The 23,570-nt window shown below is 59.0% G+C and carries 22 protein-coding genes; 11 read left to right on the top strand and 11 right to left on the bottom strand.

Translation table 11 applies throughout. From position 1 onward, the window contains the following. The first annotated feature begins 47 nt into the window (after positions 1–47). The 8 genes from C4E04_RS18475 to C4E04_RS18440 all read left to right on the top strand — a co-directional run bounded on the left by C4E04_RS18475 (position 48) and on the right by C4E04_RS18440 (position 8,398). Complete coding sequence (locus tag C4E04_RS18475; protein ID WP_162559462.1) at positions 48–1,136, top strand: LacI family DNA-binding transcriptional regulator; 1,089 nt, start codon at positions 48–50, stop codon at positions 1,134–1,136. A gap of 169 nt (positions 1,137–1,305) precedes the next feature. Continuing rightward, entirely contained in the window at positions 1,306–2,823 is a 1,518-nt protein-coding gene (locus C4E04_RS18470; RefSeq protein ID WP_371682070.1) for an ABC transporter substrate-binding protein, read from the top strand. A gap of 64 nt (positions 2,824–2,887) precedes the next feature. Beyond that, positions 2,888–3,829 carry an ABC transporter permease gene (locus tag C4E04_RS18465; RefSeq protein ID WP_162559461.1) on the top strand — a complete coding sequence of 314 codons (942 nt, stop codon included), beginning with the start codon at positions 2,888–2,890 and terminating at the stop codon, positions 3,827–3,829. After that, positions 3,829–4,689, top strand: a complete 861-nt coding sequence (locus tag C4E04_RS18460) for an ABC transporter permease (RefSeq protein WP_109599790.1) — start codon at positions 3,829–3,831, stop codon at positions 4,687–4,689. The genes C4E04_RS18465 and C4E04_RS18460 overlap by 1 nt, the downstream gene beginning before the upstream one ends. Before the next feature lie 4 nt (positions 4,690–4,693). Continuing rightward, positions 4,694–5,920 (top strand): amidohydrolase/deacetylase family metallohydrolase, encoded by a 1,227-nt coding sequence (locus C4E04_RS18455; protein ID WP_109599787.1) that lies wholly within the window; start codon positions 4,694–4,696, stop codon positions 5,918–5,920. Then, positions 5,917–6,930, top strand: a complete 1,014-nt coding sequence (locus tag C4E04_RS18450) for an ABC transporter ATP-binding protein (protein ID WP_109599785.1) — start codon at positions 5,917–5,919, stop codon at positions 6,928–6,930. Before C4E04_RS18455 ends, C4E04_RS18450 begins: the two co-directional genes overlap by 4 nt. Continuing rightward, entirely contained in the window at positions 6,927–7,913 is a 987-nt protein-coding gene (locus C4E04_RS18445; RefSeq protein WP_109599783.1) for an ABC transporter ATP-binding protein, read from the top strand. The genes C4E04_RS18450 and C4E04_RS18445 overlap by 4 nt, the downstream gene beginning before the upstream one ends. Then, positions 7,910–8,398 carry a RidA family protein gene (locus tag C4E04_RS18440; protein ID WP_109599781.1) on the top strand — a complete coding sequence of 163 codons (489 nt, stop codon included), beginning with the start codon at positions 7,910–7,912 and terminating at the stop codon, positions 8,396–8,398. The genes C4E04_RS18445 and C4E04_RS18440 overlap by 4 nt, the downstream gene beginning before the upstream one ends. 8 nt (positions 8,399–8,406) lie before the next feature. On the opposite strand, the gene C4E04_RS18435 is transcribed toward C4E04_RS18440, so the two are convergent. Continuing rightward, positions 8,407–9,219: an IclR family transcriptional regulator gene (locus C4E04_RS18435; protein WP_109599779.1), complete on the bottom strand. Its 813-nt coding sequence runs from the start codon at positions 9,217–9,219 to the stop codon at positions 8,407–8,409. Between the two features lie 102 nt (positions 9,220–9,321). On the opposite strand from C4E04_RS18435, the gene C4E04_RS18430 reads away from it, so the two are divergent. Next, a complete protein-coding gene (locus C4E04_RS18430) occupies positions 9,322–10,521 on the top strand; it encodes an aminotransferase class V-fold PLP-dependent enzyme (RefSeq protein WP_109599777.1) in 1,200 nt (399 codons plus the stop codon). A gap of 139 nt (positions 10,522–10,660) precedes the next feature. Further along, positions 10,661–11,953 carry an amidase gene (locus C4E04_RS18425; protein WP_109599775.1) on the top strand — a complete coding sequence of 431 codons (1,293 nt, stop codon included), beginning with the start codon at positions 10,661–10,663 and terminating at the stop codon, positions 11,951–11,953. Between the two features lie 49 nt (positions 11,954–12,002). Here the strand turns inward: C4E04_RS18425 and C4E04_RS18420 are convergent, their stop codons facing one another. Together C4E04_RS18420 and C4E04_RS18415 are read right to left on the bottom strand one after the other, a co-directional pair. Continuing rightward, positions 12,003–12,605 (bottom strand): hypothetical protein, encoded by a 603-nt coding sequence (locus tag C4E04_RS18420; protein ID WP_210204584.1) that lies wholly within the window; start codon positions 12,603–12,605, stop codon positions 12,003–12,005. Positions 12,606–12,796: 191 nt separating this feature from the next. Next, entirely contained in the window at positions 12,797–13,510 is a 714-nt protein-coding gene (locus tag C4E04_RS18415; protein ID WP_109601286.1) for a phosphoribosyltransferase, read from the bottom strand. Between the two features lie 158 nt (positions 13,511–13,668). Between C4E04_RS18415 and C4E04_RS18410 the strand changes: the two genes are divergently transcribed. After that, positions 13,669–14,838: a M20 aminoacylase family protein gene (locus C4E04_RS18410; protein ID WP_162559511.1), complete on the top strand. Its 1,170-nt coding sequence runs from the start codon at positions 13,669–13,671 to the stop codon at positions 14,836–14,838. Between the two features lie 3 nt (positions 14,839–14,841). Here C4E04_RS18410 and C4E04_RS18405 read toward each other — a convergent pair whose 3' ends face one another. The 8 genes from C4E04_RS18405 to C4E04_RS18370 all read right to left on the bottom strand — a co-directional run bounded on the left by C4E04_RS18405 (position 14,842) and on the right by C4E04_RS18370 (position 23,464). Next, entirely contained in the window at positions 14,842–16,629 is a 1,788-nt protein-coding gene (locus tag C4E04_RS18405; protein ID WP_109599771.1) for an adenine deaminase, read from the bottom strand. After that, positions 16,626–17,549, bottom strand: coding sequence for a nucleoside hydrolase (locus C4E04_RS18400; RefSeq protein ID WP_109599769.1), 924 nt, complete (start codon positions 17,547–17,549; stop codon positions 16,626–16,628). Before C4E04_RS18400 ends, C4E04_RS18405 begins: the two co-directional genes overlap by 4 nt. Positions 17,550–17,560: 11 nt before the next feature. Then, entirely contained in the window at positions 17,561–18,586 is a 1,026-nt protein-coding gene (locus C4E04_RS18395; RefSeq protein WP_109599767.1) for an ABC transporter ATP-binding protein, read from the bottom strand. Continuing rightward, a complete protein-coding gene (locus C4E04_RS18390) occupies positions 18,579–19,358 on the bottom strand; it encodes an ABC transporter permease (RefSeq protein ID WP_109599765.1) in 780 nt (259 codons plus the stop codon). Before C4E04_RS18390 ends, C4E04_RS18395 begins: the two co-directional genes overlap by 8 nt. After that, the gene (locus C4E04_RS18385) at positions 19,355–20,182 is read right to left on the bottom strand and encodes an ABC transporter permease (RefSeq protein WP_109599763.1); all 828 of its coding nucleotides are present in this window, start codon (positions 20,180–20,182) and stop codon (positions 19,355–19,357) included. Before C4E04_RS18385 ends, C4E04_RS18390 begins: the two co-directional genes overlap by 4 nt. An 84-nt stretch (positions 20,183–20,266) precedes the next feature. Next, positions 20,267–21,289 (bottom strand): PotD/PotF family extracellular solute-binding protein, encoded by a 1,023-nt coding sequence (locus C4E04_RS18380; RefSeq protein WP_109599761.1) that lies wholly within the window; start codon positions 21,287–21,289, stop codon positions 20,267–20,269. Beyond that, the gene (locus C4E04_RS18375) at positions 21,286–22,368 is read right to left on the bottom strand and encodes a LacI family DNA-binding transcriptional regulator (protein WP_109599758.1); all 1,083 of its coding nucleotides are present in this window, start codon (positions 22,366–22,368) and stop codon (positions 21,286–21,288) included. Before C4E04_RS18375 ends, C4E04_RS18380 begins: the two co-directional genes overlap by 4 nt. A 145-nt stretch (positions 22,369–22,513) precedes the next feature. Continuing rightward, positions 22,514–23,464, bottom strand: coding sequence for a ribokinase (locus C4E04_RS18370; RefSeq protein WP_245416157.1), 951 nt, complete (start codon positions 23,462–23,464; stop codon positions 22,514–22,516). Positions 23,465–23,570: the final 106 nt, after the last annotated feature.

Here is a 23,570-nt window from a genome sequence, read left to right as displayed (position 1 = left end):
ACCGCAAAGCCGGCTTCTGTCAAACAGAGGCTGAAGAGGCCCTCGGGATGGATGAGACCGCAAAGAAACGCAGCGTGGAACGCCGGACCCATCCGCCCCGTGCGGTCCGTATCCAGGATGTAGCAAAACTTGCCGAGGTTTCGACCGCAACGGTGAGCAGAGTTCTGGCTATGCCTCAGCGAGTCTCAGCTGAGAAAAGGGCCCGTGTCCTCGAGGCGATTGCCAAGACGGGCTACACGCCGAACCTGACGGCGCGCTCCCTCCGCTCCCAAAAGACCGGCATGGTTTTGGTAGTACTGCCGGATCTCGCCAATACCTTCTTCTCCCGCATCCTTAGGGGAATCGAAGAGATCCTTTTTGAGGCCGGCTACGGAATGATCATCGGAGGCCTTGATGGCTCTCCCGAAAAGGAAGCACATTTTGCGGCCTTCACGGCTGCCGGGCGTGTCGACGGAGCGATCCTCCTGAACGGTCATCTCTTCGGCCAAAGCCAGGACGGTCAGGGCGCTGCTGCGGAGATCGACATTCCCGTAGTGGCTCTCTGCGAAGCAATCCCTAAGGCGGACATCCCGCAAATCGAGATCGACAATCGTGCGGCGGCGCGGCGGATGACCGAATATCTTGCGGGACTGGGACACCGGCAGATTCTCTATGTGAGCGGCCCCAAGGGCAACGTTCTTGAGCAGGAGCGCTTCAAGGGCTACTGCGACGGGTTAGACAAGGCTGAACTCCCGTTCGATTCCTCTCTTGTTGTGGCGGGGGACTACACCATCGAGTCTGGCGTCCATGCCGGCCAGATGGTCGTAGCGAGCCCCCGCCGCCCCACCGCCGTGTTCTGCACCAGTGACGAGATGGCAATCGGCCTGATGCGGACACTCCTGTCCGCAGGCATCCGTGTCCCGCAAGACATCTCTGTCGCGGGCTTTGACGATATCGAATTCGCGGCTGTGGCCGAGCCGGCACTGACGACGATCCGCCAGCCTCGCCAGGAACTGGGACGTGCTGCGGCATCGGTGCTCGTAGCTCTCCTCGAGAAGCGTGAAGCACCCCAGCGCATCCGGCTCGAAACCGAGCTCGTCGTTCGTGACAGCGTCGCGGGGCCGCGGCCTCCTGCAACCGGGTCGTCTCTCGGCTGAGACTGCCGGAAGGCCTGCCTTCTCCATCTTTCCCTAAACGACGCTCGAAAGAGGTGCCTTGCTCCCTAGCGGAAGGGGGCGTTGACGACCCGCTCATTCTGCCGCACTATGACACAATTAAGATCCATATACCGCAAATATGGAATAAGGAGGGAAGGCCGTGAAGCTCATCAGTCGTGTTCTGTTGCCTGGACTAATCGCTCTCGGGTTGAGTCCTGTTTCCGCCCAAACGCCAGGCGGCATCGTCAACGTAGCAACCATCGGCGAGCCGCCGACGATGGATCCCATGGTCTCCACGGCCGATCTCGTCGGCATCGTGACCCAGCACTTCTTCGAAACCCTCTTCACGTTCGACAAGAACTGGAAAGTCACGCCGCTCCTGGCCGAAAGCATGCCGGAGATCACAGAAGGCGGCAAAGTCTACACCATCAAGCTCCGCCGGGACGTGACCTTCCATGACGGCTCCCCCATGACCGCCGACGATGTGGTGGCGTCGCTCAAGCGTTGGATGGAGCTCGCCTCGCGCGGCAAGCAGACCGCCGGTAACATCGACAAGGTCGAGGCTGTCGATCCGGGAACGGTCCGCATCACATTGAAGGCGCCCTATGCGCCGCTTCTGGCCCTGCTTGCCTTCAACAACTCCGCCGCCGTGATCATGCCGGCGAAGAAGATGGAGAACCCTCTTAAGGAGCCGGTCGGAACAGGTCCCTACATGCTGAAAGACCGTAAGGCCGATCAGTATATCCAGCTCGTCCGGTATGATGGATACAAGCCGCGCCAGGGCGAGCCGGACGGCTATGGTGGCGCAAGAAAGCCTGTGCTGGACGAAATCCGCTTCGTTCCCGTGCCGGACCCCAACACACGCATCGAGGGCGCTATTTCCGGTCAGTTCGACTATGTCGATGCGCTGCCAGTAGAGTCCTATGACAGGCTCAAGGGACAGCAGACTACGAAGCCTGTCGTCCTGAAGCCGTTCGGCTGGCCCGTTTTCGTGATGAACACGAAGCAGGGCAACATGGCCAATGTCGATGCGCGCATGGCGGTACGCATGGCGCTGAACATGGAGGATATGCTTGCCGCCGCCTTCGGCAGCACGGAGTTCTACAGCCTTGATGCCGCCATGTATCCGGAGGGTTACGTGTGGCACACCATGGCCGGAACGGAAGGCCGGTACAATGTCGCCGATGCCGACAAGGCCAAGGCTCTCCTGAAGAAAGCCAACTACGACGGATCGCCGGTGCGAATCCTCACGAGCCGGCAATACGAGTTCCACTACAAGATGGCACAGGTGGCCGCCGAATATCTGAAGCAGGCCGGCTTCAAGGTCGACATGCAGGTGGTTGACTGGGCGACGCTCACCCAGCGCCGCGCGGATCCGGCCCTCTGGGATATCTACATCACCCACAGCCCCTTCCTGCCTGAGCCTGCCCTGATCGGCCAGCTGTCCGAGAGCTCCCCGGGCTGGTGGTCGACGCCTGCCCGCAAGCAGGCCGTCGATGCCTTCAATACGGAAAGCGATCCGCAAAAGCGCGTTGCGCTTTGGGCCGATGTGCAGAAGGTGATGTACGACGAAACGCCGAGCATCAAGATCGGTGACTTCAATGCTCTCGCGGCGCAATCCCCGAAACTCGAAGGGGTCGTTCCCGCGCCGTGGCCATATTTCTGGAACGTGTCCATCAAGAAATAACGCACGGATCACCGCAGGAGGCGCCTACGGCGCCTCCTGACGACGGGAGCTAAAAAGAAACGATATGGGTCGCTACGTCCTTCAACGTCTGCTCGGCATGCTTGTGGTGATGTTCGTCGTGGTGACGATCGTCTTCATCATCGTGCGGATCGCGCCGGGTGATCCAGCCGCCGTCATGTTGGGTCCTGATGCGACGCCGCAAGACATTGCGGCGCTCCGGGCGCGTCTCGGGCTCGACCGGCCACTTTTTGTGCAATACGTCTTCTTCCTTGCCCAACTTATCCGAGGGGACCTGGGCGAATCCATCTTTCTCAATCAACCTGTGCTCTCGGCCCTTGCCGAGCGCGCTGAGCCGACCTTCTTTCTCACGCTGTTCTCGATCCTGATTGCCGCCGTCATTGCAATCCCGATCGGCGTGCTTTCTGCCTACAAGCGTGGTTCGCTTTTCGATCAGACGGCGACCACTCTTGCCATGCTGGCTGCTTCAATCCCGAGCTTCTGGCTCGGTCTTCTGCTTATCCAGTTCTTCGCCGTGCGGTTCAGTCTTTTCCCCGTATCAGGCTATGGCGGTCCCGGAGCGAGCTTTGCAACGCGGCTGTCGCATCTCGTCTTGCCAGCATTTGCTCTTGGGGTCGTATCGTCGGCACTGATCCTGCGATTCACGCGGGCGAGCATGCTCGATGTCCTGAGCGACGATTATGTTCGCACAGCACGCTCAAAGGGAATGGGCGAATTCAGGGTCGTCATGAAGCATGCCTTCAAGAATGCCTTGATTCCTGTATTGACCGTTATCGGCCTCACAGCGGCCCTTCTGGTCTCAGGTGCCGTAGTGACCGAAACCGTATTCAGCCTCCCGGGCGTCGGCAGCCTCGTCGTCTCTGCCGTTCTGCGTCGGGATTACCCCATCATCCAGGGAGCGCTGCTGATCATCGCGGCACTCTACGTTCTCATCAATTTCCTGATCGACATGCTCTATCTCGCGGTCGATCCGAGAGTCCGTTACTGATGGCCGCTGTCGCTTCCACACCGGAACAGGCAAGTCTTCTCTCGCTCCTGATCCGCCGCAAAGCAGTTCTCGTCGGCCTCGCGATCCTCCTGGCGATTGCCTGCCTGGCGATTCTCGCGCCCGTCATTGCCCCTTATGCGCCGAACAAGCTCTCCATCGTCAACCGCCTGAAGCCTCCGGGAACGAGCTTCTGGTTCGGAACGGATGAGTTCGGTCGCGATATCTTCAGCCGCACCATCTATGCTGGCCGACTCTCCCTCCTTGTGGGCGCTTCGGTGGTCTGCTTCGCGTCCGTTTTCGGCATTGCCCTAGGACTCGTTGCGGGTTTCTTTCGTCGGCTCGATGCACCGACCGCGCGCTTCATCGACGCGATGATGGCGTTCCCGGACATTCTTCTCGCCATCGCCTTGGTGGCAGCCTTGGGTCCATCACTTGCGACCGTCATCGTGGCTTTGGGAATTGTCTACACGCCGCGTCTCGCCCGCATCGTCCGCGCATCGACGCTGGTTATTCGCGAACTACCCTATGTAGAGGCGGCGCGGGCGCTTGGAGTGCCCACATGGCGCATCATGACTCGGCATGTCCTGCGCAATCTGGTTTCTCCAATTCTCGTGCAGGCAACCTTCATCTTCGCCTATGCAATGCTCGCCGAGGCCGGTCTGTCGTTCCTTGGACTTGGCGTGAGCCCCGAGATCCCGACATGGGGCACGATGATCGCAGCAGGACGTCAATATGTCGGCAGTGCTGACTGGATGACGCTTTTCCCAGGCATTGCCATCATTCTCTCGGTTCTTTCTCTGCAAATGGTGGGGGACGGCATGAGAGATCTTCTCGATCCGCGTTTCAGAAGGGACCTTTGAGCCGATGACGATATCCGCAGATCAATCCAGCGGGCTTTTTCTGACGCGGGTCAGGCCCGTAGGCTTTGGGCCAGGAACGCCTCGGGAGCCCGTCGACATCCTGATCGATGGTAACGGGCGGATCCAGTCCGTCGGATCCGGGCTCGCCGCGCCGGAGAGCTATCGCCGGATCGATGCCGCTGGCGCTTTCGTGTCTCCTGGGTGGACCGACCTTCATGTCCATGTCTGGCATGGTGGCACAGATATCTCGATCCGGCCGGAGCTTTGCGGGCTTGAACGGGGTGTGACCACGATCGTCGATGCGGGATCAGCCGGAGAGGCCAATTTCCACGGCTTTAGGGAATTCGTCATCGAGCCGGCGCGGGAGCGCATCAAGGCCTTCCTGAACATAGGCTCCATCGGTCTCGTGGCATGCAACCGTGTCAGTGAGCTGATCGACATCCGTTCCATCGACCTCGACCGCACGATTGCTTGCGTCGAGGCGAATCGGGACGTCATCGTCGGCATCAAAGTGAGAGCGAGCCATGTGATCCTTGGTTCCTGGGGCATCACGCCGGTCAAGATCGCCAAGAAGCTTGCCAAGATCCTGAAGCTGCCCCTGATGGTGCATGTGGGTGAGCCGCCTCCGCTCTATGATGAGGTGCTGGAGGTGCTCGGCCCTGGTGACGTGATCACCCATTGCTTCAACGGTAAAGCCGGCGGCAGCCTCATGGAGGACGAAGATCTCATCCAACTGGCCGAGCGTTGCGCGAGCGATGGCATCCGCCTCGACGTGGGACACGGAGGCGCATCCTTCTCGTTCAGAGTCGCCAAGGCCGCGATTGCGCGAGGCCTCTTGCCGTTTTCGATTTCGACCGACCTGCACAACCGTTCGCTGGACAATCCCGTATGGGACATGGGAACGACCATGTCGAAGCTGCTGGCTGTCGGCATGCCATTCGAGGCCGTCATAGAGGCTTCGACCCGTGCGCCTATGTCAGTCATCGGCCTTCCGACGACCGACCTCCTCGCACCCGGGGCGCGGGCCGAACTCACCGTGTTCGATATTGAGGATAGTGATCTCAGGATCCGCGACTCGATGGGCGACGAGGCACATCTCGATCGCCTGATCGTACCGCGCTGGGCTATCGTAGGCGCGCAGGCAACCAAAGCCAGCCGTTACGAGCCGAAGAGCAAATATTCGCTCAAGAGTGCAGGTTGCCCTCACTGCGGTTGGGTCGGAGCGCAATGACCTCGCTACCCGACGATATCGTCCTACGGGTTGACCATCTGCGGACCCATTTCGAGCTGGGAAGCCGGGTAGCAAAATCCGTCGATGACGTCAGCTTCGATGTCAGGCGAGGCGAGACTGTTGCGGTCGTGGGCGAGTCGGGTTCGGGAAAATCGGTCACAAGCCTCTCGATCATGCGGCTCCTTGCGCCGCCAGGTCGGATCGTCGGCGGGGAGATCCTCTATCGGACCAGCGATGACCGCATAGTTGATCTTTCCAAGCTGTCGCAAAAGGAAATGCAGAAGATCCGGGGGCGAGAGGTCGCCATGATCTTCCAAGAGCCGATGACGAGCCTCAACCCGCTCTACACGGTTGGCGATCAGATCATGGAAATGATCCGGCTTCACGAACCCTTATCGAAGGCGGAAGCACGAAAGCGTGCGAGGCGGATGCTGGAGCTCGTCGAGATTCCTGCGGCCGAGCGACGTCTGGACGAGTATCCGCATCAAATGTCGGGCGGAATGCGGCAGAGGGCCATGATTGCGCTCGCCCTTTCGTGCAATCCGAACCTGTTGATTGCAGATGAGCCGACCACGGCTCTCGATGTGACGATTCAGGCGCAGATTCTCGATCTGTTGCGACGGCTGCAGGCCGAGATCGGAATGAGCATTCTCTTCATCACGCATAATCTTGGTGTCGTTGCTGAAATTGCGCACGACGTGGTGGTCATGTATGCGGGCCGAGTGGTGGAGCATGCTCCATCGGGGCGGCTTTTCGAGCGCCAAAAGCACCCTTATTCACGCGGTCTTCTCGCCTGTATCCCTGACGCGTCTCGAGACAGAAGCCCGACTGGGGAACGGCTTCGCCTCAAGCCCATTCCGGGCAATGTACCCAGTGTCATGTCCCTGCCCGAGGGATGCAGCTTTGCGCCACGGTGCCCTTTAAGAATCGAGCGGTGCGAGGAGGACCCACCGTTGCTCCTCGCTGAGCCTCACCATCTCAGCCGCTGTTGGAGGCACAACGAGCTATGACAGCCTCCGATATCCTCCTGCGCGTGGAGAACCTTAGCAAGCACTTTCCAACCAAAGCCGGATCCGTGAAGGCGGTTGATGGTGTCACGTTCGACGTCAAGCGCGGCACCATTGTCGGTCTCGTTGGGGAGTCTGGCTCTGGCAAGACGACGGCCGGCCGCTGCACTCTTCGGCTGATCGAGCCGAGCGCGGGGCGCCTCATTTTTGACGGGAAAGATCTCGTCACCTTATCGGATCGCGAGATGCGATCCTATCGACGGCGAATGCAGATCGTCTTTCAGGACCCATATTCAAGCCTCAATCCGCGAATGCGAGTAGAGGAGATCATCGGAGAGGCGATCGACACTCATCGGCTTGCCAAAGGGGCCGCGAGACGGGAGCGCATTGCAGAGCTTCTGAGTCGGGTCGGTCTCGATCCAGAACATGGCAGGCGCTATCCACACGAGTTCTCCGGCGGGCAGCGTCAGAGGATCGGCATTGCGCGAGCCTTGGCCGTCGAGCCCGAGTTTATCGTTGCGGATGAGCCTGTCTCGGCGCTCGACGTATCTGTCCAGGCGCAGGTCCTGAACCTTATTCAGGATCTGCAGCAGAGCTTTGGGCTTACGATGCTGTTCATCGCCCACGATCTTTCAGTGGTGGAATACCTCTGTGACGAGGTCGTCGTCATGTATCTCGGGCGGGTCATGGAGCGTGGGCCAAGCCGAAGCCTCTATGCTATGCCGCGGCACCCTTATACGCAGGCTCTCCTGTCCGCCGCACCGGTGCCGGATCCCAAGGCGCACCGACAAAGAGTCATCCTGCAGGGTGACATCCCCAGCCCGATGAATCCACCATCCGGCTGCGTGTTCCGTACCCGTTGTCCTTATGCAATTCAGGCTTGCGCTGAGATTGTTCCTCCACTCGATCCCGTCGCGGCGGAGCATCATGTGGCGTGCATCCGCAAGGACGATCCTGATATCATCTCTCAAGGAAAAAAATTGTGAGCTACGCTCAGGAAACCGGCCGCGACACTCCCTATGCGCGCCTGAAGCATCTCGGCATCGTTCTGCCGGATGCTCCGCCGCCGATTGCAAATTTCATTACGCATGTTCGAGAGGGAAACCTGCTCTTTCTCTCGGGGCAGGGCCCCCAGGAAGTCGACGGCTTCCTCCATAGCGGCAAGGTCGGTGCAGACGTGGGTGTCGAGGTCGCTTACCAGCATGCCCGATTGACAGGGATTAACCTGATTGCCGTCATGCAGCAGGCCCTGGGCGACCTGAATCGTGTCAAGCGGATCGTGAAGCTGCTGGGTATGGTCAACGCGACCGCAGATTTCGCCGAGCATCCGAAAGTCATCAATGGCTGCTCTGACCTTATGGTGGAGATTTTCGGCGAGAGAGGCAGACATGCCCGCTCGGCAGTCGGGTTCGGCTCCCTTCCAAATAACATTACGGTCGAGATCGAGGCCGTCATAGCGGTTCGAGACTGATCCCGATGTCAGCGCCAACCCAGGATCGTCTCGACTCGCGCGGCGGCTGCCTGGACGGCGTCTGCGTAGCGCGCGCGCGCCTGGACGACCTTATGCTCCGGCAGGACGATCGACATGGTTGCAACGCAAGCGCCGGAAGGATCGCAAATCGGCGATGCGACGCAAGCGACGGAAAAATCAGACTCGCTGATCTGGATCGACAGGCGCTCTTTCAAGGCAGCTGCGGAGGCGTCGGACAGCGCCGCAGGGTTGGTCTCTGCATGTCCCGTAGGAGAGTTGCGGGCTGCCTGCCGGAAGAGAGCAAGGCGTTCATCGTCCGACAAATGCCCTGCAAGCAGACGGCCCGAGGCCGTCCAGTTCAAGGGAACCCGGGTCCCGACGCGGGAGATCACGCGAAAATGGCCAGGCCCGTCGGCCATGGCCATGACGACCATATGGTCGTCGTCGCGGCCGCATACCTGAACGGTTTCCTCCACAGCCCGGCAGAGCTCCTGCATCTCATGGGTCGCGACGTCGAGGAAGTCGAGGGATCGCGCATAGGCAAGACCGTAATGGTAAAGGCGCGGCCCGAGCCAGAGGCTGCCGTCACCCTTACGCTGAAGAAGGTGCTTGTCGACGAGATCATCGATGATCGCATAGACCGTCGAGAGTGGAGCCTTGACGGCCTTGGCGATGGCATAGGCACTGGTCGGACATTCGGTATGCCGAAGATAGTCGAGGATCTGGATCGCCCGGTCGATGCCGCTGACGCGCGCTCCTCTTGCCGGCTTCGTACGGCCCGAGGCGGGCAAGCCAGCTGGTGTTTGAGCGTCCAAAGTCATGTCTCCAGGCATCGTTCGTCACATGTGATTGCGGTACAATAAAGTATCTTCCCGAATAGTGGAATACACACGTCAGCGTTTTTCTTAACAAAGGAAACCACCATGGACCGACAGGATATCCGCCACGCGCTCGGCCTTCGCCCTATCGTCAACGTTTCTGGGACCATGACGTCCCTGGGGGCATCCATCGTGGTTCCCGAAGCGGTTGCCGCCATCTCGGCCATTCTCCCGCAATTCGTGGAGATCGACGATCTACAGAAGAAGGCGAGTCAGGTGATTGCCAGGCTCTGCGGTACCGAAGCCGGTTTCGTGACCGCCTCTTGTTCGGCCGGAATCACACTGGCTGTGGCGGGAGCTATGACGGGCTCGGACCTTGCCGCAATCGAACGGCTCCCGGACGCGGCAGGGCTCAAGGACGAGGTTCTGATTCAGACGGGGCACATGGTGAGCTACGGTGCGCCGGTGGAGCAAGGCATTCGACTTGCCGGCGCCAAGGTGGTCCCTGTCGGACAGGCAACGTCCGCTCGGGCCTATCAGCTTGACGGGGCGATCACCGACAGAACGGCAGCGGCGGTTTACGTAGTGTCGCATCACACGGTGCAGTACGGCCTCATCCCGCTCGATGAGTTCGTTGCCGTATGCCACGCTCGCGGTGTTCCGGTCATCGTCGATGCGGCTTCCGAATATGATCTCAAGGGATTCCTGGCGACGGGAGCGGATATTGCGCTCTACTCGTCTCATAAATTCCTGGGCGGTCCGACAGGCGGTATTGTGGCCGGCAAGACTGATCTTGTCCGTGCGGCTTATCTCCAGAATTACGGGATCGGCCGCGGCATGAAGATCGGAAAGGAAGGTATGGCCGGGACCATCGCGGCCCTTGAGGCGTGGGAGACGCGGGATCATCAGGCAATCCGCGAGCGGGAAAGCGGCTATCTGAAATTGTGGATGGATGCGTTGAACGGACGCCCAGGCGTGAAGGCCGTGGTCGAGCCTGACCCGACCCACAATCCCCTCGACCGTCTCAAGGTTTCCGTAGAGCCTCACGAGGCGCACATCACGGCGTGGGACCTTGCCGATGCCCTGGCCTCGGGCCCAACACCAATCATTGTCCGCGACCATGAGATCGAGCACGGTTTCTTTTACATGGATCCTTGCAACCTTCACCCAGGGCAGGAAAGCATTGTTGCGCACCGGCTCGTAGAGGAGTTGGAGAGAGCGCGTCAGTCGAACGAAATTATTGCGACACCCTTAGAGCGGAGGCGCAACCGCCGCACTGAAGCGCTAATGCGCTGGCCGGGTTGAGACCAAGCAGTTAGGTGCCCAGGGCAACGCGAGAGAAGGGAAGGGCCAAAATCAGTGGAATAAGCAAAGCCCAGGGCTTGAATGAACGAGCGCTTTCTCCGACGAAGGAAAAGCCCGTGCCCAGGATCGGTTGATTGTCATGATGAGCGTGCGTGATCGGCTTGAAGAGGTATTCGAGCGGCTGGAAAAGCGCGCCTCCGATGAGCGTGTCTATCCGAAAGTCTATTGGGCGGCCGCCCGTGCGGCCGCCGATGCGGCCGATGAGCGAAGGCGTGCAGGCGTAACATTGGGGCCCCTGGATGGTGCTCTGGTTTCGGTTAAGGACCTGCTCGACGTCAAAGGTGAACCGACCCTGGCAGGGTCCCGGATTTTTCGGGATCGCGTTCCCGCTGGAGAGGATGCCGACGTCGTGCGGCGCCTGCGTCAAGCTGGTGCCGTCATCATCGGCAAGACCAACATGGTCGAATTCGCGTTCTCGGGCATCGGGCTTAATCCGCATTTCGGGACCCCCGGCAATGCGATCGATCCGAAGCGTATTCCGGGCGGTTCGTCATCGGGAGCCGGCGTTGCGGTTGCGGAGGGGACAAGCGACATCTCCATCGGCAGCGACACGGGCGGCTCCGTCCGGATTCCCGCAGCTTTCAATGGCGTCGTTGGGTTCAAGCCGACAGCGCACAGAATTTCGCTGAAAGGGGCCTTTCCGCTTTCATACAGTCTCGATTCCCTCGGGCCCTTGGGGCGGAGCGTCGCCGATTGCATCGCTGCGGACGCCGTCATGGCAGGATATGGGGCGCTGGTGTCGACCCCTTATCCTCTTTCGGGACTCCGTGTTGGTGTACCGCGGGGGCGCCTTTTCTCTCAGACAGAGGCACTGGTTGCTGACGCCTTCGAGGCGAGTCTGCGGCGGTTGTCAGCCTTAGGGGCTCGGGTCAGTGATTGTGACTTAGAGGATCTCCTGGAGCAGATGCGAGAGGCGACGTCGCGCGCATCCATTGCCTCGGTAGAGGCGGCAGCTATTCATTCAGACTGGATCGAAACGCGAGCCGCTGAAATCGATCCACGTGTGCAGAAGTGGATCGCTCTGAGGCTCGCTACGACGGCTGCAGATTACATTCGCATGATGCGCAAGCGCGATGAGCTCACGAGAGCCATGGACCGAAGGTTGGCGCCGTTCGACGTAGTGGCCTTGCCGACAATTCCTATTGTGGCCCCACTTATGGCTCCGCTTATCGCCGACGAGAAGCTCTACAATAAGACAGATACGCTTGTCCTGCGGAATACGACGCCCATCAATCAGTTCGACCTGACAGCAATCTCCCTTCCAATTCCTGATGTGCCGCTTCCTGTCGGTCTGATGCTCGTTGCACGCCATGACCAGGACAGGCGGCTTTTCGAAATCGCCTTAAGCGTCGAGAGCGCTCTTCCGCATTAGAAGTGCGCTCTCGGGCAAGGGCAAGCTCTGAGGGCCACCGATGGCAATTCTATCGGGCACGAACCCGAACGGAATGCCGCACGGCGACTGGGTGCGCTACACGGACTGAGCCGACTGTCCGAACGACCGGAAGCGGCCGAGCAACCCGGTAGACTGGGCGCGCCCGATAAACTGTTCGAACTCGGTAAGCGGGATAGGTCCGATAATAAGGACGGCCGTAATAACGTGCTACCGGATAAGCGTAGCGGTACGAATAACCCGGATAGGCATAGGCTGGATAGCTATACGCATAAGGTGCGTAACCATAACCGTAGGCCGGATAGGAATAACCGACGCCGTAGTAGGTATTGCCATACGGGTAGCCGCCGTAAGTATATGGGTAATTGTAGTAGGCCGGGGCGGCCGCCGCAGAGGCTATGCTTCCTAAAATGGCGCCGCCGATCAGGCCAGCGGCCAGAGCGCCACCGCCGCCCCAGCCACCATAGCGATAGCCATATCCACGATAGTATCCACCTCTCCAGCCACCCCAGCCTCCGCGGGCGAAGCCGCCAGGGTGATATCCACCGTGGAAGCGAGGTTGGGCCTGGGCTTCCTGAGCAACACTGAGGGTGACCGCGAGGCAGGCGGAACCGACAAGGAGAGCCGACTTCATCATCGCTCGTCTCCGATATGCGCGAACAGAGTCCTCCAACCCCATCCCCGCAGCTTTAATGCCGCCCTTGATATGCAGAGAGGCCACCCCGAGTTCCCATTACCGAAGCTTGACGGCCAAAAAAAAATCAGAATGACGTTCTGTTGTTGCGATCCGTGCTTTCGTGCTCGAACAAGGTGGACTTAAAGCCTTCAGCTTTCCCTGGCTTCTCTTTCCGGTGTTGCCTCCAACCAGCCATTGCCGGGCATCCGTTGAAGTAGAGGAGTTTTCAGGACCCCAACAACCCGCTCGGGCCAGCTTGGATCGAGCTCTGCCAGTTTCGCCTGCCAGCGATCTGTCTGCAGCATGGCGGCTCCTATGACGACGGGTGCAACGCCGCAGTTCGATAGAAGGTGGAGCGCTGCGGAGATCGAAGTGCCACTGCTGATCACGTCATCCACAAGGAGAACGCGCTTGTTCTCGATGAGCGGCATCATTCGCGGATCAAGATAAAGGCTTTTGCTCTGGCTGGGGCTGGTAATCGAACTTAGCGGTACGGAAAGGTCGTCCCGATACCAGAATTTTCGAGATGTTCCGAGCGGCACGTACCGGGAATGGCCCAGATGTCGGGCGACGCCCCGCGCGACTGTGAGGCCGAGTGTAGGCAGCCCGACGACTATTTCAGGCTCAAAAGGCTGGGTTCTCAGCGCGAGGGCCGCGGAAAGCGTATCCTCGACATCAAAGCTCGCCTGATTGATGATTAGTGATGCAAGAGCGTGCCTCCCATCGGAGAGCTCTCGGATCGGCAGGCGCAGCTGTCTTCCATCTTCAAATTCTGCAGGGAAGAATTCTCGATGACCTTCTGCGGGATGCTTCTGGAAGGTCGCCGGAGGATGAATTTCCTGCCAGAATTCGTGAGGACGCATCAGCCTTATCTCTACAAGCATTGCTATCTTCCGAGCGCCTATAGCGAACCTGCAGGACTTTCGCCAGAATTGTTTGCCTCCGACAGGGCGAGGCTGCTTATGCTTGCGGCTTGGCTTTGGGATCGCCTAAATAACCGGTTCCAAGAGGTGATATGGTAATGGTGCTGGAAGACGCTTTTCTCGACGACGTGGCGTTTCTGCGCGAGCTGCGCCGTGATCTGCATGCTTATCCGGAACTAGGCTTCGAAGAAGTTCGCACGAGCGAGATCGTGGCGTCGATCCTTTCTGAGGCGGGAGTGGAGGTTCACAGGGGCCTAGGTGGAACCGGAGTCGTGGGGACCCTTCGCGTCGGCAATGGTTCACGGACGATCGGCCTGCGTGCGGACATGGATGCGCTCGCGATGCCTGAAACCGCCGACCGTCCCTACAAGTCCAGGCATCCGGGGAAGATGCATGCCTGTGGACACGACGGCCATACGACGCTGCTGCTCGGTGCCGCACGTTATCTCGCCCGAACCCGCCGTTTCTCAGGGACCGTTCACTTCATCTTTCAGCCTGCGGAGGAGGGTAGGGGAGGTGCCCGGAAGATGATCGGGGACGGTTTCTTCGATCTTTTCCCTTGCGATGCCGTCTACGGGCTTCACAACATGCCTGGTCTTTCGACGGACGAAATGGCCGTCGTTGCCGGGCCACAACTTGCCTCCTCGGACAGCTGGCTCGTGACTTTTAAAGGCGTAGGCACGCACGGAGCAAAGCCTCATCTGGGAAAGGACCCGATCACCGCGGGCGGCTACTTTATCGCTTCCCTGCAGACGATCGTCGGCCGCGTGGTCGATCCTCTGCAGCCTGCCGTCGTCAGTGCCTGTTCAATACGCGCTGGCGATCCTCAAGCGCTCAATGTCATTCCGGATCTGGTTGAAATCGGTGGGACGGCAAGGGCCTATTCGGCTGAGGTTCGCACCCAGCTCGAAAAGGAGATCGAGCGTCTGGCGCATGGTGTCGCGGCGATGTTCGACATTTCGGCCTCTTATGAGTTTCGTCGCCGCATTCCGCCCGTCGTGAATGATGCGGATGCCGCGGCAAGAGCGCTCCGCGCAGCGCGAGCCGTCTGCGGCGAGAAGGTCGTGACAAGCTTTCCGCCATCGACCGCGGGTGACGACTTTGCCTTTTTCGCTGGCTCCGTTCCAGGTGCCTATGTGTGGCTTGGTAACGGCCCGGCCATTGATGGGGCGCTCCATCACAACACAGCCTATGACTTCAACGACGAAGCCATTCCCACCGGAGTGGCCTTTTGGATCACCCTCGTCGAACAGGAACTAGCCGATTGAGGCTCAGGCGAGAATCTCCAGGATCGGCGTTTCGCGAACTCCGCCCTCCAGCACATCCGCGATGCCACAATCGGTCTGGTGGGGGCCTGCATTGCATGCCAGCGTAGCGCCGAAACAGGCCTTAAAGACCAAGTAGGGCGGCTGCCAGGTCGCGATGCGCCCAACTGCCGAGCGGATGTCCTTGAAGCTTTCTGCGACGTGGGCCATTTCGGCGTCCGAGACCAAGCCTGCGAGAGGTAGCGGAAGGAGCGCATCAAGCTTGCCCTCGGATGCGACAGCCATCCCGCCGCCTGCCGCAATCACCGCGTTGGCCGCAATGCTCATGTCCCGTGGATTTCCTCCGAAGACGGTCAGGTTGTGGCTGTCGTGGGATACGGTCGTGCAGAATGCACCGGTCCATTTCCCCCAACCTGTGAGGAGACCCACGCGCGGCAGACCAGGCTTGCGCCCGTGGCGGTGAGCCACGGCGATATAAGCCGTACCTTCAGGCGGACTAACGAATCCATCCTGGATCTCAGCGACGATCTCGCCCCAGCGCGTAAAGCGTGGGCGGTCGATGGTTGCAACACGGGCTTTATGGCCTTGAGCCGGAATTCTGAAGTCCCGTTCCGTCAGCGGCTGTAGCTTCACCGTCCCGTGAAGGCTTTTCGCAGGATATGCCGGAACCTCCACCTTCATCACGCCCTTGGATGCGACGTGACGTCCATTTGTCAGAACGTGGCGTGCCTTGAAACCGTTCAGGTCCTCAAAAAGAACCAGATCGGCCCGGCGTCCTGCAGCGACAAGACCTAGGTCCCTCCGCCCGAGATGCTGGGCAGCGTTTAAAGTTGCAGCCCGGAGGGCCCATTCGGGCTGTAGGCCATAAGCGACGAGCCGGCGGACAACATCGTCGAGGCCGCCGTTCTCGTGCAGGTCATCCGGGAAGACATCGTCCGTGCACAGCGTCACGGTTTGGGGAAGGTGCCCGAGCTTATTGAGAGCCGCGACGAATTCCGGAAGCAGATGGTCATGTGACCCGCGGAGCTCAATCGTGAGTCCAGCCCGGATCTTCGCCATCAGATCCTCTGCAGATATCAGCTCATGGTCGGAAATGATGCCTGCAGCCTGAAAAGCATTCAGATCTGTCCCCGCAAGCCCACGGGCATGGCCACAGATGAGCTTTCCTGAGTTGAGACCTGCCTGAACGATGCCAGTCATGCGAGGGTCGCGGTCGATGACACCGCGCATATTCATAACTTCAGCAACGCCGCCAATCTCGGGCCAGGCGAGCATTTCCTCCAGTTCACGCGGTCCAAAGTCGGCACCGGCAAGTTCCAATCCGGGAGCCGACGGAACGCAGGATGGTGCTAGGGGAATCACACGCAGTGGCAAGCCTTGAGACGCTTCGATAGCCCAGCGCACCCCATCGAGCCCACTCACATTCCCGAATTCGTGCGGGTCCCAGACGATGGTCGTGACGCCCCTGGGAAGGACCGTCCGAGCATAGGCGCTCGGGGTGACCATCGAGCTTTCAATGTGCATATGAGTGTCGATGAGACCTGGCACGATGAAGGTGCCCGTCGCATCGATCCTCTCGACAGCCTCCGACAATGTATCGGGTTCGTGCACGCTCGCGATCAGCGGTCCAACGATGCCGACGTCAGTCCGGCGGTGCTCGCCGGTGACCATATCGACGAGAGTGCCGCCATGAATCAGCAGGTCAAACGGAAGATCGCCTCGTGCAGCCGCGACAGCTCGATCTCGCAGGATGCGGTCATGGAGATCGTTTGGTTCATTCGATCCAACTGTCATCGTCCTGCCTCCCGTTGCAACGCCGTAAGAGCGAGATTGCGCGCCATGTCGGCATTGATCTCATTCGCAATCTGAGCATTGTAGGCTGCCCCATGGCGACTATCGACTACCGTGCGCCCGCGGGTATGAATTCCGCCAAGCTCAACCTCGATTCGCGCAGCCTTGAAGCGAACGATATCGGGCCTGGTAAAGGCGATTGCCGCAATAGGATCATAGAGCGCCATCGCAGGCCGGTGACGCTGGATCGCGATATTGATGAAGCCCTCAAGCATGTCGGCTAGGGCTAATGCATTTGCTCCGCCTTCGCCTCTGATCGGAGGAACAGCAGATGGGTCAACCAAAACTTTACGGCAAACGTCAAGATCGACCATTCGAAATGGAATCCTGCTCGCCAGAACGATGGCGAGAGCTTCAGGGTCAGCATAGGCATTGAACTCGGCAGATGGCGTGTGGTTGCCGGCCGTAATGCCACCCCCCATCCAGACAAGATCGTCGATCCTCGCTGCGAGATCAGGGCGCGCCAACGCAAGGGCTGCAATGTTGGTAAGGGGACCGAGCGCCAAAATCCGTCGCTCATCGTCCCCCTTGCCTTCAAGCCATCGGACCAGAGCCAAAAACGCGTTACTCTCCGGCAGGGCTCTCGCGGAAGCGAACTCTCGTCCGACTGTGGGAATCCCACTATCTCCCAGAATACTCTGAGCGGTTTCGCATAAGCCAAGGACGGACTGTGCGCGCCCGCTATGGATGGGATACTCCCATCCAAGAGCTTGTGCGGCTCGGGCAGCATTATCCTTCACGATCACGAGTGGTGCATTTCCGAAGACAAGGGAGATGCCGTCGATCGGGAGGCTCGACTGTCTGACAATAGAGATCGCCAGAATATCGTCGAAGCCCATATCCGTATCGATCCAAACGCCCATCAAGTGTCTCCTCAATAACGCGTCAGGTGAGCGGCGTTCTCAAGCGGAAGATCGAAAGGAATGGATTCTCCAATTTCGTAGGGAGGCATGCCGGCATCGACTTCTGCCTTGATGGCGCCGAGAGGTGTATCGAGAAGATATTCTCGGGTTCTCCCGGCGAAAGATGTTCCGCGCACTGTACCATTATAGGTACCCTTACCAAGCGTGACTGCTGTCGGGCGCCAAGCAAGCCCTGCTACATCCGAAGGGACGTTCTTTGACGGTGCGATGGGGCCCTGAGATGTCTTCAGCTTTCCGTCTTCGACAGCGAAGACGTTCTCGAAGCCGACGAAGTCGGCGACGAAGGCCGAGACAGGTGTGTTGTATATCTGCTCCGGTGTGCCAATTTGCTCGATGCGCCCATCCAGCATAACGACGATCCGATCGGCCAGCGCCAGGGCTTCGCCCTGGTCATGCGTGACGAAGATCATCGTGATGCCGCTCTCTTTCTGCACCCGTTGCAACTCGGCTCGCATTTCAAGGCGCAGCCGAGCGTCGAGATTCGAGAGAGGTTCGTCTAAGAGCAGAACCTTCGGTTCCATGACCATCGAGCGCGCCAGAGCGACACGTTGCTGCTGGCCGCCTGAGAGTTCCGCAGGTCTGCGCTCGGCGAACCGACCCAGGCCGACAGATTGCAGCCCATTTTGCACGCGGTTTTCCAGATCCGACTTAGGAATTCTCTTCAGGCGCAAACCGAACGCGACATTCTCAAAGACCGTCAGGTGAGGGAAAAGAGCATAGGACTGAAACACAAGTCCAACGGCGCGCTTGTTGGCGGCGACGCGTGTGATGTCGTTGCCATCCAGCCGAATGGCTCCGGCTTTTGGTTTCAAGAGGCCTGCAATGGAGCGCATCGTGGTTGTCTTTCCGCAACCCGAAGGACCAAGAAGTGCGATGAGCTCGCCGCGACCGATCTGAAGGTTGAGATCCTTAACGGCTGTCGTATCGCCATAGGCGAGGGTCAGCCGCTCAAGAGACAAAAAGGACGCATCAGACATAGCGAGAAAATCCTAGGAAGCGTTCGGCCAGGAAGACGATTCCAATCGACATGAAGGCCAGAAGAGCCGAAAGAGCAGCAACGGATGGATCGTAAGTCGTCTCCAGGTATGCCAGCATGTCGACTGGGAGCGTGCGGACACCCGGCCCCGAAAGGAATAGCGACACGGGAACCTGATTAAAACTTGTGACGAAGCCGAGGATGAAGGCAGCGAGGATACCGCCGCGAATATTCGGAAGGACCGTCCTGACGAAAGCCCCAAACCGTGTGCAGCCTAGCAGAACAGCAGCTTCCTCAATGTCGCTTCGCAGATTGTTCATGCTGGCTGAAACGACACGTACGGCATAAGGCAGAACGAGAGCCGTATGGGCCAGGAACAGGGCCAGGGTAAGATTGAAGCCAAACGGGATTACGAGATAGCGCAGGAGGGCAAGCCCGACGATGATCCCAGGGACGATGATCGGCGCGGAAACGGCAGTCCGTATGGTTTCTCCAAAGGGGAGCTTATAGCGGGCAAGAGCATATGAGACTGGCGTTCCGATCGCGAGCGCCGTCAGGGTCCCGAAGATGGCGAGCCCCATCGACATGAGAAAGCTCGATTGGAAGCTCTCAATCTGGAAGACCTTTAGCACCCACTTGAGAGAGATCCCCCTGGGTGGAAAGGCAAGTGTGTCGCCGGCCGAAAGGGATGCTGCGACAATAATGAAAAAGGGACCAATCAGGAAGGTGATGACGGCGGTCAGGATCGCCGACGAGACGAAGCGGGACGTCATCGCTTGGCCCTCGCGGTTGCAAGACGTTTCAGGAGCAGGTTCGCGGAGAAACTCATGACGATCAGGATCATGGCAATGACGCTGGCAGATGCGAAGTCGTTTGCGATCGTGACACGCTGGTAAAGCAGCGTCTCCAACATCAGGACCTTCGATCCACCGAGGATAGCGGGAGTGATATAGGCGGTCAGAGAGCCAGTGAACACGAGCGTTCCGCCGATGACGAGGCCCTCCTTAGTGAGTGGGAGGATCACCTTCCAGAAGACCTGGAGCCAGTTTGCGCCGAGCACACGCGCTGCCGAAATCGCATCTCTCGGCATATTTTCCAGCGCACTGACAAGTGAGATGATCATCAAAGGCAGGAAGAGCTGCAGCAAGCCGATGAAAATGGCGGTTTCAGAAAAAAGGATACGTAGAGGCGCATCCGTCAGGCCAATTGAGGTAAGGGCTTGGTTTACAATGCCTGTTCGTCCAAGGATGACGATCCAGGCATAAGTCCGTGCCACCGGGGAGATCATGAGTGGCAGGACGATCAGTCCGACCATACGTCCTCGGTTCCTGGATGAAAGATTCACGATACATAGGGCCGCCGCATACCCGATCACGGCGGCGGCAACCGTTACGAGGGCCCCGAGTTTCAGAGTGCGAATGAAGACGGTGAGGTTCAGCGGCGTACTGAGGAAGGAAACATAGTGCGCAAGAGACCAGTCCCCGCCTAGGCGAAGTCCTTCGGATAAGAGAATTAGGACGGGTACAATAAAAACCACTGCCGCGAACAAGGCGGCAGGTAGGGCGAGAGCCAGAGACTCGGCTCGGTTCTGGAACATCGGGCTTTCAATCCATAATCAGGGGCGGCGCAAGCGCACAGAGTGCATCAATGCACCTTGTGCACTTGCGCCTATGGCCAGAGGTTACTGACCGACCTTTGCGTTCCATTGCGAAAGCCAGCTTTCGCGATTGTCTAGGATGGCCTCTGCAGGCTGAAGGTCCAGCGATTTCACGAGATCTTCGCCGTAGGTCAGATTCTCTGCTACGGCAGCAGGAAGCTTGACCTCCTTGTTTGCAGGACTGTCGATCAACCGCTCCGCAAGCTTGGTCTGGATCTCGGTGGAAAGCCAGAAATCCATGAACTGATAAGCCAGGTCCTTGTTCTTGGCGCCCTTGACAAGAACCATCACGTTCATGCCGCCAGTCTGACCTTCCTTGGGAGTTGCCCATTTTATGGGAAGGTCCATCTTGGCGAAACCTTCCCAGGCAAAGCGCCCGATCGGTGCGGCCCAGATCTCCTCCTGCTGCATGAGTTGAGTCAGCTGCGAGGACCGCACATAGAAAGTTACAAAGTCGTCCTTATGCTCAGCAACCTTTTCGATTGGAGCCTTAAGATCGGGGGTATCCTTCCCCATGGCCTTTCCGATCATGTAGAGGGTCGGCGGACCTTGGTTAGTCGTCACGTTCGGAAAGGCGACATGTCCGGCCAGTTCCTTGGAGAAGAGATCGTTCCAGGAATTGATCGTTATCTTGTCAGAGCGATAGACAATGGATGTCGCGTAGAAGGTGTAGCCAACGCTCATGTGGCCGCCAATCGGGTCTTTGGCGATGTCATAAAGCTTCTCGTAGTTGGAAAGCTTTGTGACGTCGATCGGCTCGATCAGCTTGGCGCGTGTCGCTGCCAGCGCGTCAGGGGTCGCTACGACAGCCATATCGATGACCGGATTCTCCTTATTGGCCTCTAGCTTGGCTAAGCGCTCCACACTGTTTCCGGTTTCCACGACGACCTTGCAGCCGCATTTGGCTTCAAAGGTATCGTAGAGGATCGTCTTAAATGCGTCCTGCGCGAAGCCGTAAACCGATATGACGAGTTTGCGCTCTTGAGCTTGAGCCGAGGACGCGACAAGCATGAGCGCCGCGCCTGATACAAGAAGAATCTTTTTCATGACAGGGTGTTCCTCCGGGGGTGAAATTCGACAGCCGGTGCCGGTCCACTCGACTGGCGAATGATAAGCTGCATAGGGACACTCGGCCTTTGAGCCTCAGCGGGAGGCCAGGACGATGTGGGATTGCTTGACGTACCTCCGTCGCGTGGAGGCCGTGCCATCGTTTCAATTTCGTTCAGAAGGCTCGCGACGGCGATATCCGCGATAGTCCTCATGTCCATACGCATGGTGGTGAGAGCCGGTGTAAGGACAGAGGACCAGAGCAGATCGTCAAATCCGGTGACGCTGGCATCTGATGGGATCCGAATTCCTGCGCGCTGCAGTTCCATTAGCGCGCGCAGGGCATGGAGGTCGGAGACGGCGCAGAAGGCTGTAAACCCCTCGCTGACCTTGGCCGAAAGACCAAGGTCGCATCCCGTTCCGGACTTTTGCTCGATGTCTTCGACCCAAATGATCTCAGATGTCACAGTGTCGGGAAGGGAGGAACGGATGCCGCCGATACGGTCGTTCTGTACGTTCGAGTTAGAACTGCCCGCAATGATGACAAAGCGGCGGTGTCCTTGAGACAGCAGATACTCGGCAATCTGCCGTCCTCCACCCCAATGGTCTGCCGCAACAGTGTTGCCGGGCGTCGAGGGGCTATCAATGACAGCAACCGGACGTCCTATATCGCCGATCCGAGAGCCTCGGCGCGGCACGACGATCAGCCCATCCGCCCCACGCTCAATGAGCCAGTTGATAGCGTCGGTCTGCGCCGCGATATCTCCTCGAGAATCGCCGATTAGGATCCCATAGCTCACATCTTCGGCCGCTTGGGCAATAGCTTGGGCCAGCTGAGGAAAGAGCGGATGCGCGATGTCGGGAAGTACCAGCCCGAGAACTCCGCTTCGCCCCGTACGAAGAGCCTTCCCTGTCATGCTGGGAATATATCCGAGGTCAGAGGCTTTCTTCCTGATGCGCGCGATCAGGTCAGCAGACACACGCCCTTTCCCCGACAATGCGTTCGAAACCGTTGCGACGGAGACGCCAAGCGCGGCAGCGATATCGCCTAGATTGGGGCGTGGGCGAAAGGAAGACACATTCGACCGTGGACATGATTAAGCGTTTAATCACTACTACGCGAATTCACGCCTGTGTCGAATCCTAAATGCGCAAAAGGTAGAAGCGGTAACGAAAAGTCTCGCCTTCGGTCTGAGAAAGAAAAGGCAATGTTCCTGCGTTGCGTCAGATTTTATTGCTAGATCCTTCGAGGTCCCCGCGCCAAGGCATGCCTGCTTGGGCTCCCAGCATGAGGCATGCTTGGGATGCCGCAAAAGTAGCCCGTTCCATGGAGGACTCAAGAGGGAAGCCTTCGGCGATGCCGGTAGCCAAGACCCCCACGAACGTGTCACCCGCGCCTGTCGTGTCGATAGGGGCGATTCTTGGAGCTGATACGGACGTGCGGGAGCCGCTTCCCTCAAATGCAATGGCTCCCTTCGCTCCCATGGTAACGATGCAGGTCAGATCGTGGAGCCGTGCGAGGAATGCCGCCGCCTCTTCAGGCTGCTCAGCCTCCGAGCGCCCTAGGGCTGCCGCAACAGCAAGCGCTTCATGTTCGTTGACGACTAGAAAATCTACGATAGCCAGGATCTCGTCGAGCCGTCCACGCTGCTGCGCGGGCGGCGCAGGGGCTAAATTCCACAGAACCTTCGCGCCGCTTTCCTTCACCCAACGGGCTGCCGCTAGGCTCTGCTCCAAAGGGACTTCCATCTGGAGCACGATCAAAGCAAAGGGTGCTGCCTCATATTCGCGGAGTTCATCCGCCTGAAGCGCCATATTGGCGCCGCTAGCAACCGTAATGGCGTTCTCGCCCCGTTGATCAACCGTGATGAAAGCGCATCCGGTCGGTTCAGAAGCGATCTTGACGAGGCGTGTATCAACTCCGTTGTCCTTGAGATTACTCAGACAGGCTTCCCCGAATGGATCTGGCCCAACCGCCCCGGCCATGGTGACCGTGATGCCTGTGCCTTGTGCAGAACGGGCTGCCGCAACAGCCTGATTGGCGCCTTTGCCACCAAAGAAGCTGTCTGCCCGGGGAGACAGAACGGTCTCTCCAGGGCGCGCAATAGCATCCACTCGAGCGACCAGATCTAAGTTGATTGAGCCGAAGACCAATATGGCGTGTTTTGTCGCCACGCGGAGCCTCCAAACTTGGATCCTTGGAGCAGGACCTGCCCTGCTTCTGTCTCAAATCGGGGCCGCCGTCAAAGTCTCTCCCTCGGTAATTTCCTCCCGGCCGATA

This window comes from Microvirga sp. 17 mud 1-3 (assembly GCF_003151255.1).
Classification (GTDB): Bacteria; Pseudomonadota; Alphaproteobacteria; order Rhizobiales; family Beijerinckiaceae; genus Microvirga.
Note: the sequence above shows the minus strand (reverse complement) of the source record. Positions and strands in the feature narration are given on the sequence as shown.

Bases quoted from the DNA above. Each gene is read 5' to 3' on its own strand.
- C4E04_RS18475 (WP_162559462.1), top strand. From the start codon at position 48: ATGGATGAGACCGCAAAGAAACGCAGCGTGGAACGCCGGACCCATCCG.
- C4E04_RS18465 (WP_162559461.1), top strand. From the start codon at position 2,888: ATGGGTCGCTACGTCCTTCAACGTCTGCTCGGCATGCTTGTGGTGATG.
- C4E04_RS18460 (WP_109599790.1), top strand. From the start codon at position 3,829: ATGGCCGCTGTCGCTTCCACACCGGAACAGGCAAGTCTTCTCTCGCTC.
- C4E04_RS18455 (WP_109599787.1), top strand. From the start codon at position 4,694: ATGACGATATCCGCAGATCAATCCAGCGGGCTTTTTCTGACGCGGGTC.
- C4E04_RS18450 (WP_109599785.1), top strand. From the start codon at position 5,917: ATGACCTCGCTACCCGACGATATCGTCCTACGGGTTGACCATCTGCGG.
- C4E04_RS18445 (WP_109599783.1), top strand. From the start codon at position 6,927: ATGACAGCCTCCGATATCCTCCTGCGCGTGGAGAACCTTAGCAAGCAC.
- C4E04_RS18435 (WP_109599779.1), bottom strand. From the start codon at position 9,219: ATGACTTTGGACGCTCAAACACCAGCTGGCTTGCCCGCCTCGGGCCGT.
- C4E04_RS18430 (WP_109599777.1), top strand. From the start codon at position 9,322: ATGGACCGACAGGATATCCGCCACGCGCTCGGCCTTCGCCCTATCGTC.
- C4E04_RS18425 (WP_109599775.1), top strand. From the start codon at position 10,661: ATGATGAGCGTGCGTGATCGGCTTGAAGAGGTATTCGAGCGGCTGGAA.
- C4E04_RS18420 (WP_210204584.1), bottom strand. From the start codon at position 12,605: ATGAAGTCGGCTCTCCTTGTCGGTTCCGCCTGCCTCGCGGTCACCCTC.
- C4E04_RS18415 (WP_109601286.1), bottom strand. From the start codon at position 13,510: ATGCGTCCTCACGAATTCTGGCAGGAAATTCATCCTCCGGCGACCTTC.
- C4E04_RS18410 (WP_162559511.1), top strand. From the start codon at position 13,669: ATGGTGCTGGAAGACGCTTTTCTCGACGACGTGGCGTTTCTGCGCGAG.
- C4E04_RS18405 (WP_109599771.1), bottom strand. From the start codon at position 16,629: ATGACAGTTGGATCGAATGAACCAAACGATCTCCATGACCGCATCCTG.
- C4E04_RS18400 (WP_109599769.1), bottom strand. From the start codon at position 17,549: ATGGGCGTTTGGATCGATACGGATATGGGCTTCGACGATATTCTGGCG.
- C4E04_RS18395 (WP_109599767.1), bottom strand. From the start codon at position 18,586: ATGTCTGATGCGTCCTTTTTGTCTCTTGAGCGGCTGACCCTCGCCTAT.
- C4E04_RS18390 (WP_109599765.1), bottom strand. From the start codon at position 19,358: ATGACGTCCCGCTTCGTCTCGTCGGCGATCCTGACCGCCGTCATCACC.
- C4E04_RS18385 (WP_109599763.1), bottom strand. From the start codon at position 20,182: ATGTTCCAGAACCGAGCCGAGTCTCTGGCTCTCGCCCTACCTGCCGCC.
- C4E04_RS18380 (WP_109599761.1), bottom strand. From the start codon at position 21,289: ATGAAAAAGATTCTTCTTGTATCAGGCGCGGCGCTCATGCTTGTCGCG.